The 14,330-nt window shown below is 62.2% G+C and carries 14 protein-coding genes and 1 pseudogene; 14 read left to right on the top strand and 1 reads right to left on the bottom strand.

The window, feature by feature from the left end:
- Positions 1–3 precede the first annotated feature (3 nt).
- The 9 genes and pseudogenes from hypF to AYM40_RS40145 form a co-directional block, all read left to right on the top strand.
- Complete coding sequence (hypF, locus tag AYM40_RS09540) at positions 4–2,415, top strand: carbamoyltransferase HypF (RefSeq protein WP_236720927.1); 2,412 nt, start codon at positions 4–6, stop codon at positions 2,413–2,415.
- Between the two features lie 79 nt (positions 2,416–2,494).
- The gene (locus AYM40_RS09545; protein ID WP_063496007.1) at positions 2,495–2,812 is read left to right on the top strand and encodes a HypC/HybG/HupF family hydrogenase formation chaperone; all 318 of its coding nucleotides are present in this window, start codon (positions 2,495–2,497) and stop codon (positions 2,810–2,812) included.
- A 30-nt stretch (positions 2,813–2,842) separates the two neighbouring features.
- Positions 2,843–3,559: a D-sedoheptulose-7-phosphate isomerase gene (locus AYM40_RS09550; protein WP_063496008.1), complete on the top strand. Its 717-nt coding sequence runs from the start codon at positions 2,843–2,845 to the stop codon at positions 3,557–3,559.
- Positions 3,556–4,830, top strand: a complete 1,275-nt coding sequence (gene hypD / locus AYM40_RS09555) for a hydrogenase formation protein HypD (RefSeq protein ID WP_082855025.1) — start codon at positions 3,556–3,558, stop codon at positions 4,828–4,830. Before AYM40_RS09550 ends, hypD begins: the two co-directional genes overlap by 4 nt.
- Complete coding sequence (hypE, locus tag AYM40_RS09560; RefSeq protein ID WP_063496009.1) at positions 4,827–5,909, top strand: hydrogenase expression/formation protein HypE; 1,083 nt, start codon at positions 4,827–4,829, stop codon at positions 5,907–5,909. Before hypD ends, hypE begins: the two co-directional genes overlap by 4 nt.
- An 18-nt stretch (positions 5,910–5,927) precedes the next feature.
- A complete protein-coding gene (gene hypA / locus AYM40_RS09565) occupies positions 5,928–6,257 on the top strand; it encodes a hydrogenase maturation nickel metallochaperone HypA (protein WP_063496010.1) in 330 nt (109 codons plus the stop codon).
- Entirely contained in the window at positions 6,257–7,342 is a 1,086-nt protein-coding gene (gene hypB, locus AYM40_RS09570; RefSeq protein ID WP_063496011.1) for a hydrogenase nickel incorporation protein HypB, read from the top strand. Before hypA ends, hypB begins: the two co-directional genes overlap by 1 nt.
- A 52-nt stretch (positions 7,343–7,394) precedes the next feature.
- Positions 7,395–8,237 carry a substrate-binding domain-containing protein gene (locus AYM40_RS09575; RefSeq protein WP_063496012.1) on the top strand — a complete coding sequence of 281 codons (843 nt, stop codon included), beginning with the start codon at positions 7,395–7,397 and terminating at the stop codon, positions 8,235–8,237.
- Between the two features lie 19 nt (positions 8,238–8,256).
- Positions 8,257–8,361 (top strand): annotated as a pseudogene (locus AYM40_RS40145) (LysR family transcriptional regulator); the annotation flags it as partial.
- Between the two features lie 106 nt (positions 8,362–8,467).
- Here AYM40_RS40145 and AYM40_RS09585 read toward each other — a convergent pair.
- Entirely contained in the window at positions 8,468–9,355 is an 888-nt protein-coding gene (locus AYM40_RS09585) for a LysR family transcriptional regulator (protein ID WP_063496014.1), read from the bottom strand.
- Positions 9,356–9,455: 100 nt separating this feature from the next.
- Here AYM40_RS09585 and catB2 point away from each other — a divergent pair, with 100 nt between their 5' ends.
- From catB2 to AYM40_RS09610, 5 genes are all read left to right on the top strand, one after another.
- Complete coding sequence (gene catB2, locus AYM40_RS09590) at positions 9,456–10,613, top strand: muconate cycloisomerase CatB2 (protein ID WP_063496015.1); 1,158 nt, start codon at positions 9,456–9,458, stop codon at positions 10,611–10,613.
- Between the two features lie 47 nt (positions 10,614–10,660).
- The gene (gene catA / locus AYM40_RS09595) at positions 10,661–11,569 is read left to right on the top strand and encodes a catechol 1,2-dioxygenase (RefSeq protein WP_063496016.1); all 909 of its coding nucleotides are present in this window, start codon (positions 10,661–10,663) and stop codon (positions 11,567–11,569) included.
- Between the two features lie 116 nt (positions 11,570–11,685).
- Positions 11,686–11,976 (top strand): muconolactone Delta-isomerase, encoded by a 291-nt coding sequence (catC, locus tag AYM40_RS09600; RefSeq protein WP_063496017.1) that lies wholly within the window; start codon positions 11,686–11,688, stop codon positions 11,974–11,976.
- Positions 11,977–12,281: 305 nt separating this feature from the next.
- On the top strand, positions 12,282–12,815 hold the full coding sequence (locus AYM40_RS09605; RefSeq protein WP_236720929.1) for a DUF3304 domain-containing protein: 534 nt from the start codon (positions 12,282–12,284) through the stop codon (positions 12,813–12,815).
- A gap of 542 nt (positions 12,816–13,357) precedes the next feature.
- On the top strand, positions 13,358–14,311 hold the full coding sequence (locus tag AYM40_RS09610; protein WP_063495615.1) for an IS5 family transposase: 954 nt from the start codon (positions 13,358–13,360) through the stop codon (positions 14,309–14,311).
- Positions 14,312–14,330: the final 19 nt, after the last annotated feature.

Below are 14,330 nucleotides of genomic sequence, written 5' to 3' on the forward strand. Positions count from 1 at the left end.
GCCATGAACATGCATACACAGCCTGCCGGACAGTCTTCGCCTCCACGCCCTGCGGTCCCCGGACCGGTCGGCGAGGAAATTCGTGTGCGCGGACTGGTGCAAGGCGTCGGCTTCCGGCCGACCGTGTGGCGGCTCGCGCATGCATGCGGCGTGGTCGGCGACGTGCGCAACGATAGCGACGGTGTGCTGATTCATGCGTGGGGCGATGCGTGGACGCTGCAACGTTTCATCGAAAGCCTGAGCGCCGAGTGTCCGCCGCTCGCGCGCATCGACGCGATCGAGCGGCATCAGCTGAGTGAAGCGGCCGAGGCCAGCGATTTCCGGATCGTGGCGAGCGTGACCGGCAATGTGCAGACGGGCGTCACGCCTGACGCGGTGATCTGCGCGGACTGTGCCGCCGAGATCGCCACGCCGGCGGACCGGCGTTACCGTTATCCGTTTACGAACTGCACGCATTGCGGCCCGCGCCTTTCGATCGTTCAGGCCATTCCCTACGATCGCGCCAATACGACCATGGCGGCGTTCGACCTGTGCGACGCATGCCGCGCCGAGTATGAGGATCCCGCCGACCGGCGCTTTCATGCGCAACCGGTCGCGTGTCCGGTATGTGGCCCGCGTGTCTGGCTGGAAGGCCGGCACGGAGCGCGTGCTGACGGCGACGATCCCTGTCGCGCGGCAAGCCTGCTGTTGCGCCACGGCTCGATTGTCGCGGTCAAAGGGCTGGGCGGCTTTCAGCTTGCCTGCGACGCTTGCGATGAAGCCGCGGTGGCGCGTTTGCGTCAACTGAAACGGCGCGAGCGCAAACCGTTTGCGCTGATGGCGCGCGATCTGCAGGCGATACGCCGCTATTGCACGCCCGCCCCAACAGAGGTGGCCCTGCTGCATAGCGCGGCCGGACCGATCGTCATTCTGCAAGCCGACGGTGCGCAGTGCGTCGCGCCAAGCGTTGCACCGGGGGTGGGCACACTCGGTTTCATGCTGCCGTCTACGCCGCTGCATCGCCTGCTGATGGAGTCGATCGACTCAGCGCTCGTGGTGACCAGCGGCAATACCAGCGACGAGCCGCCGTGCATCGACAACGCGGATGCCCGCGCGCGTCTCGGCCGCATTGCCGATGTGTTTCTGATGCATGACCGCGATATCGCACGCCGGGTCGACGATTCGGTGGCCCGCGTGGTGCAGGGCGAACCGCGCGTGTTGCGGCGCGCGCGTGGCTACGCGCCGGCGCCGTTGCTGTTGCCGGAGGGTTTTTCCGAAACACCGGCGGTGCTGGCAATGGGCGGTGAGCTCAAAAACACCTTCTGCCTTGCACGCAATGCTCAGGCGATCGTCTCGCACCATCTCGGCGATCTGGAAGACGCGTTGACTTATGCGGACTACCGCCGTTCGGTGGCGCAGTATCTGCGCCTGTTCGACCATGAACCGCAGACGGTGGCGCTCGACTTCCACCCCGAGTATCTGTCGCGCAAAATCGGCTACGACCTTGCGCAAACGTGGCAGGTTCCCGTGGTCGAGGTTCAGCATCATCACGCGCATCTCGCCGCGTGCATGGCGGAAAACGGCGTCGCGTTCGATGCGCTGCCGATGCTCGGTATCGCACTCGACGGTCTCGGTTATGGCGACGACGGCACGCTGTGGGGCGGCGAATTCATGCTGGCGGATTATCGCGGCTTCACGCGCCTCGGCACATTCAAGCCGGTCGCGATGCCCGGTGGCACACGCGCCATCGAAGAACCGTGGCGCAACGCTTATGCGCATCTGATGGCGGCATTCGATTGGCGTGGTTTTACGCGGCAATACGCCGGGCTTGACGTGCAGAAGTTCCTGAGCCGCCGCCCCCGTGCCGCGCTCGATACGATGATCGCGCAACGCGTCAATAGTCCGCTGGCAAGCTCCGTGGGCCGCCTGTTCGATGCCGTGGCGGCGACGCTCGGCGTGTGCCGGGAGCGCGTGCTTTATGAAGGGCAGGCGGCGATCGAGCTTGAAACGCTGGTCGATCGGCATGCGCTGCAAGACGACGGCGACGCCGACGCGTATCCGTTCGAGATCGTCAGCACCATGCCTGACGGTTTGCGTTGCATCGAGCCGCGGCCGATGTGGGAGGCCTTGCTCGACGACGTGTTGCGCGGTACATCCGTGCCGGTCATCGCGGCGCGGTTTCACAAGGGGCTGGCCATCGCCATCGTGCGCATGGCCGAGTGCCTGGCCGACCTGCTGACAGGCTCTGTCGATGCGCGCAGCGTGGCATTGTCCGGCGGTGTTTTTCAGAATCGCATTCTGTTCGAACAGGTAGCCGGGCGGCTCGGCGCAACGGGTTTTCGCGTGCTGACGCACCGCCAGGTGCCGGCCAACGACGGCGGTCTGTCGCTAGGGCAGGCGGCGGTAGCGGCGGCGCAGCAACGCCACGGCTTTTGAAGGCGGGTGTTTGAGTCGTCAAGCAAACATAGTGATGCGGAAGTAGCGGCGCAAAAAAGCGGGTTAAAGGGAGAGCAACATGTGTTTGGGCATCCCAGGACAGATCGTCGAAGTGACCGACGCGGCGAACGATCTCGCGCTCGTCAACGTCGGCGGCGTGCGGCGCGTGATCAATATCGCCTTCGTGATCGACGAGGGACGGCCGGCGAGCGCGTGCGTCGGCGAATGGGTGCTGGTGCACGTGGGCTTTGCGATGAGCCGGCTCGACGAGCAGGAAGCCGCACGCACGCTGGCGTTATTGCGTGAACTGGGCGTCGCGCAGGGCGAGATGGAAGACATGGCCGAGACAGGCGAACTGCGGGGCGGCTTGCGCGACGGACTGCGCAGTGCGCCATGAATGCGTGATCGGAAGCTAACGGAGACCGGCATGCCCGAACATGAATCGCTGCAGGCGTTGTATCCGTTCCTGCACGGCGCGCGCCAGGACGCGGACAAGCTCGACGCGGCGTTGCTCGATTCCGTGCGTCTGAAAGCGCAGGACAGCGTCGACACCAAACGACGCTTCTTCGACGAAAACGGTCCGGCGGTGGTGCGGATTGCCCATGCGATAGCCGAAATGTACCGCCGCGACGGCCGGCTCTTCACCATGGGCAATGGCGGTTCGAGCTGCGATGCCGCGCATATCGCCGTCGAGTTTCTGCATCCGGTGACCACGGGCCGTCCCGCGCTGACCGCGATCAATCTGGTGGCCGACGTGGCCATGATGACGGCGGTCGGCAACGATGTCGGCTTCAGCCATATTTTCGTGCGGCAACTGGTGGCGCAAGGACGGCGTGGCGATGCGCTGATCGGCGTGTCGACCAGCGGCAATTCCGACAACCTGCTGACCGCCTTTACGAAAGCGAAAGAGATCGGCCTGCTGACCATCGGGCTGTCGGGCCACGATGGCGGACGGATGGCGGCCAGCGCCGCTGTCGACCATTGTCTGGTGGTGCGGAGCGACAGCATTCATCGCGTCCAGGAGACCCATGTCGCGATCTATCACATTCTGTGGGACCTCGTGCATACGCTGCTTGCCGACGACCGCGGCGGCCTCGCCGGTTCGGCCGGCCTTGCAGGTTCAGCGCAAGGAGGTGCGCCATGAAATACGTCGACGAGTTTCGCGACCCGCACAAAGCGAAAACGCTGGAGAAAGAAATTCGCGCGCTGGTGTCCCGCATCGAGCGCGCCAAACAACGGCCGCTGCAAATCATGGAAGTGTGTGGCGGCCACACCCATACGATTTTCCGCTATGGCATCCAGCAATTGCTGCCCGATGCAGTGGAGTTCGTGCATGGTCCCGGTTGCCCGGTGTGCGTGCTGCCGATGGGCCGCGTCGACGATTGCGTTGCGCTGGCCGAGCGTCCGGAAGTGATCTTCACGACCTTCGGCGATGCGATGCGGGTGCCGGGTTCGAGGAAGAGTCTACTGAAAGCGAAAGCCGACGGCGCCGACGTGCGCATGGTCTATTCGCCGCTCGACGCGTTGAAGATCGCGCAGTTCAACCCCGACCGGGAGGTCATCTTCTTCGGACTCGGCTTCGAGACGACTATGCCCAGCACCGCGATGACGGTCCTGCAAGCGCAAGCGAAACAGATCCACAATTTCTCGCTGTTCTGCAATCACATCACGATCATCCCGACTATCAAGGCGATTCTCGATTCGCCCGACTTGCACCTCGACGGTTTTCTCGGCCCGGGGCACGTCAGCATGGTGATCGGCACACGGCCCTATGAGTTCATTGCGCGGCACTATCGCAAACCGATCACGGTGGCGGGATTCGAGCCGCTCGATATATTGCAGTCGATGTGGATGGTGTTGCGGCAGATCGAAGAAGGACGCTGCGAGGTGGAGAACCAGTACGGCCGGGTCGTCACGGAAGACGGCAATGCGCAGGCGTTGTCGGCGGTGACGCGCGTGTTCGAGACGCGCGAGTTTTTCGAATGGCGCGGACTCGGCTCGATCGATCATTCGGGTGTCCGGGTCCGTGAGACGTTCGCCGCCTTCGACGCGGAGCGCAAGTTCGATGTGCCGAACCTGAAGATCGCCGACCCGAAAGCATGCCAATGCGGCGAGGTGCTCAAGGGCGTGATCAAGCCGCATCAATGCAAGGTGTTCGGCACCGCCTGCACGCCGGAGTCGCCGCTCGGCTCGCTGATGGTGTCGAGCGAAGGCGCATGCGCGGCCTACTACAACTATGGGCGCATCGATACGTCACGGATCGACGAACGGCGCGTTGCGCGGCAAAGCGTGAAATCAGCCGGTATGTTGGCGCCAGTGAGCCTCGGCGCAGACGGCGTGGCCGCTGAATCCGAGTCCGTGCCTGGTCTGATAGACGATGCGATCGCTACGCCGGCCATGCGAGGCCATTCATGAACGACCGGGCGTCCGATCCTTTGCAGGCCACGGCACGTCGCCGCGTACGAGACGTCTCGGTCAATCTGGCGCATGGCAGCGGCGGCCGCGCGATGCGCGATCTGATCGAAGACGTTTTCGTGTCGACCTTCGACAATCCCACGCTCGCCGCGTTGGAGGATCAGGCTGTGTTCACGCTCGCCGATCTCGCCACGCATGGGGACCGTCTTGCCTTTACGACCGATAGCTACGTAGTCGATCCGCTGTTCTTTCCAGGCGGTGACATCGGCACCCTGGCCGTGTCGGGCACGGTCAACGATCTGGCGGTGTGCGGCGCGACGCCTTTATATCTCTCGTGCGCGATGGTGATCGAAGAGGGTCTTGCCGTCGATGTCTTGCGGCGTGTCGCCGCGAGCATGCAGCGGGTCGCGCTCGAAGCGGGCGTGGCGATCGTGACCGGCGATACCAAAGTGGTTGAACGCGGCTGTGCGGACAAACTTTTCATTAACACCGCCGGCATCGGCGTGGTGCGGCGCGACGTGTCGATTTCGGCTCGCCACGCGTGTCCTGGCGACGTCGTGATCGTCAACGGTTATCTCGGCGATCACGGTGCGGCGATTCTGGTGGCGCGCCAGCAACTCGCACTGGAAGCCGATGTAGAAAGCGATTGTGGTCCGCTCAACAGCCTGATTGCGGCGATGCTCGACGCGTGCCCGCGGATTCATTGCTTGCGCGATGCGACTCGCGGTGGCGTCGCGACTGTGTTGAACGAATTCGCACGGAGTTCGAACGTGACGATACGGTTGCGTGAAGCGGACCTGCCGTTACGCGAGCAGGTCAAGGGCGCGTGCGAGATCCTCGGCCTCGATCCACTGTATCTGGCCAACGAAGGCAAGCTGGTGGCCGTGGTGCCGGCCGATGCCGCCGAGCGGGTGCTCGCAGCTATGCGTGCGCATCCGGCGGGGCGTGAGGCGGCCGCAATCGGCACGGTGGAAACAGGCGAGCTGGGCGCGGACGGTCTCGTCGTCATGCAGACGGCGTTTGGCGGGCAGCGCATCGTCGATATGCTGGTGGGCGAGCAATTGCCGCGCATCTGCTGACCGCTGGAGGAGCGCGCCATGCATGAGTTGAGTATTGCCAACAGCGTCGTCGAGATTTGCGCGGAGCAGGCCAACGGCGCGCGGGTCAGAAGGGTGACGCTGGAGATCGGGCAATTGTCGGCAGTGATGCCGGACGCGATCAGGTTTTGCTTCGACGTCTGCGCGAAGGATACGGCGGTGGAGGGCGCGACCCTGGAGATCATCGAGATTCCTGGGCAGGCACGTTGCCTTGCGTGTGGCGAGACGCTCGACATCGATGTGCCGTTTGGGCAGTGCGAATGCGGAAGCGACAATCTCGAACTGATTTCGGGGCAGCAGTTGAAGATCCGGCAGATGGAGGTGGTGTGATGTGTACGACATGCGGATGCTCGAATACGCAGGGCGCGGCGGTGACCGATCTGGATGCGGAGGAGGCAGACCAGGCGCAATCGCAAGCACAGGCCACACAGGATGGCGTTGCACCCGGTGCGCGTGAACCGGCATATCGGCGAGTGAGCGAATATGAGCAGGGCCATGCACACCCGCATCCGCATGGCCACTCGCATATGCATGGCCAACCGCATTCACACGACTCGCAGCATCCGGGAGACCACGCGCATTCGCACGGCCACTCGCATCCGCATGGCCCCTCGCATTCGCACGACCACGAGCATTCGCACCTCCACGAGCATGAGCATTTGCAGGACGGCGTAGTCGAGCACTCACATGCGCATGAGCATTCGCAGGACGGCGACCACGCGCACGAACATACCCATGCTCAAGAGAGCGCACATGTCACGTCGATTACGTTGGAGCAGGACATTCTGGCGAAGAACCAGTTGCTGGCCGAGCGCAATCGCGGCTGGCTGGCGAGCCGTTCGATTCTTGCGCTGAACCTGATGAGTTCGCCCGGCGCGGGCAAGACCACTTTGCTTGAACGTACGATTCACGATCTATGCGAGACGTTGCCGCTAACGGTGATTGAAGGCGACCAGGCGACGCTCAACGACGCCGAGCGCATTCGCGCCACCGGTGCGCGTGTGGTTCAGATCAACACGGGGACGGGTTGTCATCTGGATGCGGAGATGACGTCGCGCGCGCTGACGCAACTCGATCCGCCGATGCATTCGGTTGTGGTGATCGAGAACGTCGGCAACCTGGTGTGTCCGGCGTTGTTCGATCTTGGCGAAGGAGCCAAGGTGCTGATTCTTTCCGTCACGGAAGGTGAGGATAAGCCGATCAAGTATCCGCATATGTTTCGGGCTTGTTCGTTGTTGTTGTTGAACAAGATAGATCTGTTGCCGTACCTGCGGTTTGATGTTGAGCGGTGCATCGGGTACGCGAGGAGGGTCAATCCGCGGATTGAGGTGTTGCAGGTTTCCGCGCAGAGCGGGGAAGGGATGGAGGCATGGTATGCATGGGTTCGGGGGCCCGGCTGGGCGGGTTTGCGGTAGTCTCGCTGCCGCGCTCGATGCCGACTAACATGATGACGGGCATCCGGACTCGATGCATATCCGGACTGGGTTATCCGATCGACGTTGGGGTGGGGCCGTGACCATCCGCAAGCTGTGGATTCGCGCACTGGCGTTCTGCCTGGCGGGCACGCTATTGGGAAGCGGGGCCGCATTGGCAGACGAGGTCAAGGTAATGATTTCGGGCGGGTTTGCGTCGGCCTATCGCGAACTGGGCCCGCAATTCGAGGCGGCGACCGGCCGTAAGCTAATCACCGTCTGGGGGCCCGCCGTAGGTACGGCATCGAATGCAATCCCTGTGCGGCTTGCGCGCGGCGAGTGGGCCGACGTGCTGATCGTGGTCGGGTATGCGCTCGACGAACAGATCAATGCCGGCAAGGTCTTGCCTGACAGTAAGGCGGACCTCGCACGCTCGGCAATCGGTATGGTGGTTCGCGAAGGGACGCCGAAGCCGGATATCAGCTCGCCCGACGCATTGCGGCGAGCGCTGCTCGCAGCGAAGTCGGTTGTCTATCCAGACAGCCCGAGTGGCGTCTATGTCGGTGGCGAACTGTTCCGGCGTCTTGGCATCGCGGGGCTGATGACGAGCAAGAGCCGCATGATTCCAGTCGTGCAGGTCGCCGATGCCGTCGCGAATGGAGAAGCTGAGATCGGACTTCAGCAGGTCGTCGAACTGTTGCCGGTGAAGGGGGTGACGGTGGTTGGCAGTTTGCCCGCAGAAGTGCAGAGGTATACGGTGTTCTCCGGGGGCATCGCCACCAATGCGAAAAATCCGGAAGGCGCGGCGGCGCTGATCCATTTTCTGTCGTCGCCGGACGCGGCGCCCGCGATTTCGAGGACCGGGCTCGAACCGCTTTCGGCGACGCCCGCGCAATGAGCGAAAGCGCATGAAGGTGTTTCTGGACGCGTCGCACGTGCAGATCACGTCGGTCGAGCATAGCCACTACGCGCTCGACGACGCGTTTCGCGCCCAGGGAGTGGGCCGGCATATCGCGCTGGATCGATCAGGACGAGGGCAACGTGTGGGTGCGCAATCTGATGGCCGATATCGTGCGGCGGTGCGGCGGCTCGACGAGCGTTGAGATGGGGGCCGCCGCACGCCGCTCTTCAAACCCGTTTGAACAACTCCCGCGCTAGCGAGCATAGCAACGTAGTAGTCGGCGACTCGTCCTGCAGGCGGCGGCTCATGATAATCGGCGAAGCGATATTGACGCCTGGAAGCGGCCGGTACACCACGCCATGCGCGCGCAAGCCCTCCACGCTTTGCGGCACGAGACACACGCCGACTTGCGCCGCGACCAGCCCCAGCGCGGTTTGCAATTCCCTCACTTCATGAATCGCTTTGGGTTCCAGCGCATGGTCATGCATTGCCGATAGCTGCTGGTCCGCATAGCTCGGCCGCGGCGTGCTCGGATAGACGATCAGCGTTTCCTGCGCGAGCGCGGCAAGCGTCAGCGGTTTCTTCTGGCGTGCGAGCGGATGGTCTTGCGGCAATGCGGCAATCATCCGTTCTTCGACGAGCACTTCGCGCGCCAGTTGCGCATCGTCGAAACGCAAGCGGCCGAAGCCGACGTCGATACGGCCGCCTTTGAGGGCGGCGAGCTGCTCGATCGTGAACATTTCGATCAGCGACAACTCGATATGCGGCGCAGCTTCACGAAACGCGCGGATCACGGTGGGCAGCGCGTCATAGAGCGTGGACGGCACGAAGCCGATCACGATGCGCTCGGCCAGTTGCGCGAGGCGTCGCGTGAGCGGGGCGAGTTCGTCGGCTTCGCCGATCAGGCGCTTCGCCTGCGCATAGAAAATCCGGCCGGCTTCGGTCAGACGCAGCGGCCGCGAGCCGCGCTCGAATAGCGCGAGGCCAACGCTTTCCTCGATCTGCTGGATCTGGCGGCTGAGCGGCGGCTGCGTCATATGCAGGCGGTTAGCTGCCCGCGTGATGTTCATCTCTTCGGCGACCGCGATGAAATAGCGGAGTTGGCGAAGTTCCATGCATACCCCTAAGGTATGGAAGTAGTCGGAATCGGTCTTGGACTGCTTCGCGGGTTCTTTCTACTATGTGCTCTCAGGAATGCAGGTCAGGAGGTAACGAATGATAGCAACACCCGTGAAGATCGAGAGCGTGGAGACGATTCTCGTCGATGTGCCGACGATTCGTCCACACCGGCTTTCGGTTGCGACGATGAACTGCCAGACGCTTGTGCTGGTGCGCATCCGCTGCGCCGACGGCGTGGTCGGCGTGGGCGAGGGCACCACCATCGGCGGCCTCGCGTACGGCGAGGAAAGCCCGGAGAGTATCAAGGTCAACATCGATACGTACTTTGCGCCGCTGCTCAAGGACATGGACGCGACCCGTCCCGGCGCGGCGATGGCGAAGCTGCGCGCGCTGTTTCAGGGCAACCGCTTTGCCAGATCGGCGGTTGAAACCGCTTTGTTCGATGCCCAGGCGCAGCGTCTCGGCGTGCCCTTGTCGGAGCTGTTCGGCGGCCGCGTGCGCGATTCGGTGGACGTGGCGTGGACCCTCGCGAGTGGCGACACGACCCGCGATATCGACGAGGCCGAACGTGTTTTCGAAGCGAAGCGGCATCGCGTGTTCAAACTGAAGATCGGCTCGCGTGCTGTTGCAGACGACGTTGCGCACGTCGTGGCCATTCAGAAAGCGCTGCAAGGACGGGGTGAAGTGCGGGTCGACGTGAACCAGGCATGGACCGAATCCGAAGCGATCTGGGCCGGCAAGCGTTTCGCCGACGCCGGAATCGCACTGATCGAGCAACCGATCGCCGCGGAAAATCGCGCGGGCCTCAAACGTCTGACCGATCTCGCTCAGGTTCCGATCATGGCGGATGAGGCGTTGCACGGTCCGGCCGATGCCTTCGCCATCGCCAGCGCGCGCGCGGCCGATGTCTTCGCCGTCAAGATCGCGCAATCGGGCGGTCTGACTGGCGCCGCGGATGTGGCGGCGATCGCACTCGCGGCCAACATCGACCTGTACGGCGGCACGATGCTCGAAGGCGCGGTGGGCACGATCGCCTCGGCGCAGCTATTCAGCACCTTCGGCGAACTGAAGTGGGGCACTGAACTGTTCGGGCCGTTGCTGCTGACCGAAGATATTCTCACTGAACCGCTGCGCTACGAGAATTTTGCTTTGCATCTTCCATCAGGACCTGGTCTCGGCATCGCGCTCGACTGGGACAAGATCGATCGCTTGCGGCGCGATACGCGCAAGGGCGCAAGCGTCACCACGAACTGACGGTTCATCAGTTAGCTGCCAAGACCATTAAACGAAGGAGATACCCCATGAACAAGCAAGCCATCGACGCGCTGTTGCAGAAGATCAACGACAGCGCCACCCATGAAGGCAATCCGCGCACGAAACAGATCGTCAACCGCATCGTTCGCGATCTGTTCTACACGATCGAAGACCTCGACGTGCAGCCGGCCGAATTCTGGACCGCGCTGAATTATCTCGGCGACGCGGGCAAGAGCGGCGAGTTCGGTCTGCTGGCCGCGGGCCTCGGCTTCGAGCATTTTCTCGATCTGCGTATGGACGAAGCCGAAGCGAAGGCGGGGATCGAAGGCGGCACGCCGCGTACCATCGAGGGACCGTTGTATGTGGCGGGCGCGCCCGTGTCCGAGGGGCATGCACGACTCGATGACGGCACCGATTCCGGTCAGACGCTGGTGATGCGCGGCCGCGTGTTCGGCGAAGACGGCAAGCCGCTGGCCAATGCGCTGGTTGAAGTGTGGCACGCGAATCACCTCGGCAACTATTCGTACTTCGACAAGTCGCAGCCGGCCTTCAATCTGCGCCGCTCGATTCGCACGGATGCCGAAGGCAAGTACAGCTTTCGCAGCGTGGTGCCGGTGGGTTACTCGGTGCCTCCGCAAGGGCAGACGCAGTTGCTGCTCGATCAGTTGGGCCGTCATGGGCATCGTCCGGCGCATATTCACTTCTTCATTTCGGCGCCGGGCTTCCGCAAGCTGACCACGCAGATCAACATCGACGGCGATCCGTATCTGTGGGACGATTTCGCGTTCGCCACGCGCGACGGCCTCGTGCCGGCCGTCAAGCAGGCCGAGGGTGCGGAAGGAAAACCCTATGGCGTGGAGGACAAGTTCGCGCTGATCGATTTCGACTTCACGCTGTTCACCGAGCGCGACAGTTTGCCGGGCGCGGAAGTGGAGCGCCCGCGCGCGGAAGCATAAAGCGCTGACGCCTGAAAGGCACAGACGTACCGCATGAATCTATCGACCCTGGCTGCGCGGCGAAGTTTTCCGGCAAGCCAGGGTTTTGTATTACCGATCAGAAAAGGAGCACAAGCATGCTGTTTCACGTTGAGATGACTGTCAACCTGCCGCCCGACATGGACGCCGAGCGCGCCGCGCGTTTGAAGTCTGATGAGAAAGCGATGTCGCAGAAACTGCAGCAGGAGGGCGTGTGGCGGCACCTGTGGCGCATCGCCGGCCGCTACGCGAATATCAGCGTGTTCGACGTGGAAAGCCCCGCGCATCTGCACGACGTGCTGAGCCAGTTGCCACTGTTTCCGTATATGGATGTCGAGGTGCGCGCGCTGTGCCGGCATGCATCGTCGATTCGCGACGACGACCGGTAAGTCGTAGGCGCTTGCATTTGAAACGGGTTGTACTTGCATTCCGTCGCCGCGTTCTCACATCGATACGCGCTCGCACCCGGCCGTGTCCAGCGTGTTGCGTTGCAGATCGCGGTGCTGGTCGTGCGTCCCGACGCGAGCGTACCGAATCAACTTGCGAATTCACTTTTTTGCGATAGAAGTTCTCTATATATTCGGACGTCGAAAGATGGACGCTGATACTGGATGACTTTTATGGGGCTCGCGGTGATATCTGATCCGTGCCTGGTCAGCATCCGATAAATCATTGTTTATTGGCCGGACGGTGAATGGCAACCCAACTGAAGACGAATTCCCGACATCGCAGCATGCGTTATGGCAAGGGAGGCGCACTTTCTCGACGCGTGAGCGGTTTGGCCGTTGGTGCATTGCTGACCCTGTCGGCTTGCGCGGGAACCGGACTGCCCGATGACCCATTTGCCGGAGAGGGCACGGCGATGGCGATGGTGCCGATCAATCATACGGACCGTTACGCCGTTAACATCTTTATCGACAAGTACTGGGCGGGAGATGCCGCTGACCATGCGGGTGGCGGAGCCGCCGCCTGCTGCTACCCGGGTCTTAAGGATTGGAGCCAACCCGTCACAGTCACGTGGACGTGGGGCACCGAAGAGGATCCGAAGACCAAGGCCATCACGAAGCGCCGCGAACAGCGCACGATGGTTGCCCGCTTCCCGGCAAGCGGCCCGCACAGCGATCACGATCCGATGAAGGATGACGCCTACGTCTGCGTGATCCTGCGTGACCTCGACAAGGCAGAACTTGCGTTCTCGCCTACAGCTTCAGGCTGCGCTGATCAGTAACTCTCAAATACGCGCTCGCACCCGGTCGTGCCCAGCGCGTTGCGTTGCAGATCGCGGTGCTGGTCGTGCGTCCAGACGCGAACGTACCGAATCAACTTGCGAATTCACTTTTTTGCGATAGAAGTCCTCTATATATTCGGACGTTGAACGATGGACGCTGATACTGGATGCCTTTTATGGGGCTCGCGGTGATATCTGATCCGTGCCCGGTCAGCATCCGATAAACCTTTGTTTATTGGCCGGACGGTGAATGACAACCCAACTGAAGACGATTTCCCGACATCGCTGCATGCGTTATGGCAAGGGAACTGGACTTTCTCGATGCGTGAGCGGTTTGGCCATTGGCGCATTGCTGACCCTGTCGGCTTGCGCGGGATCCGGACTGCCTGATGACCCATTTGCCGGAGAGGGCGCGGCGATGGCGATGGTGCCGATCAATCATACGGACCGTTACGCCGTTAAGGAAGGTCTGCAAAAGTCCTGGCATTGCGTTGCTGCTGAGCTATCCTGGAAGCAGAGCCAATTAGGTGGGGAGCAGTGTAATGACGCAACTTGGTCTTGGTCTGGATCTGTCAACGAAGCGCACGCGCAAGCGGGAATTTCTCGATGAGATGCGACGCGTTGTGCCCTGGTTGAAGCTGATTGCGCTGATCGAGCCGCACTATCCCACGGGCAAAACCGGTCGGCCGCCGTTCCCGATTGCGACGATGCTGCAGATTCATTTCATGCAGCAATGGTTCGGTCTGTCAGACCCTGCCATGGAAGAGGCACTCTATGACGTGCCGCTGTATCGCGAGTTCGCGGGTCTCGACGGCGGGATGGTCCGCTTGCCGGATGAAAGCACGATTCTCCGGTTCCGCCATCTGCTGGAAACGCACGGTCTGGCGGTGCAAATGCTGGCGCTGGTCAATGAAATCCTGACGGAGAAAGGCCTGATGCTTAAGGCTGGGTCGGCAGTCGACGCCACCCTGATCGCCGCGCCCGGTTCGACAAAGAATGGCTCCGGCACGCGCGATCCTGAAATGCAATCAACGCAGAAAGGTGGCAACTGGTACTTCGGGATGAAAATGCATATCGGCGTGGACGCCGATTCGGGCCTGGTCCATACGGTCATTGGAACGGCGGCCAATGTTCACGACATTACCGTAGCCCAGACGTTGCTGCATGGTGAAGAAACGGATGTGTACGCGGACGCCGGATATCAGGGTATCGAAAAGCGTTGTGAGCCTGAGGCGGTGCGTTGGCATGTTGCAATGCGACCGGCAAAGCGCAGGAAACTGGATCTGAGTGATTCGTTGGACGCGATATACGATCAGATCGAACGCCTGAAGGCGGGTATTCGGGCCAAGGTCGAACACCCGTTTCGCATCCTCAAGCGGCAGTTCGGTTACATGAAGACGCGCTATCGTGGTTTGCCGAAGAACATCGCCCAGATCACCACGCTGTTTGCTTTGGGCAATTTATGGATGGCTCGCAGAGCTTTGCGCAAAGCTTGAAACACCGGGCCGATGAAGG

Source organism: Paraburkholderia phytofirmans OLGA172 (genome assembly GCF_001634365.1).
Classification (GTDB): Bacteria; Pseudomonadota; Gammaproteobacteria; order Burkholderiales; family Burkholderiaceae; genus Paraburkholderia.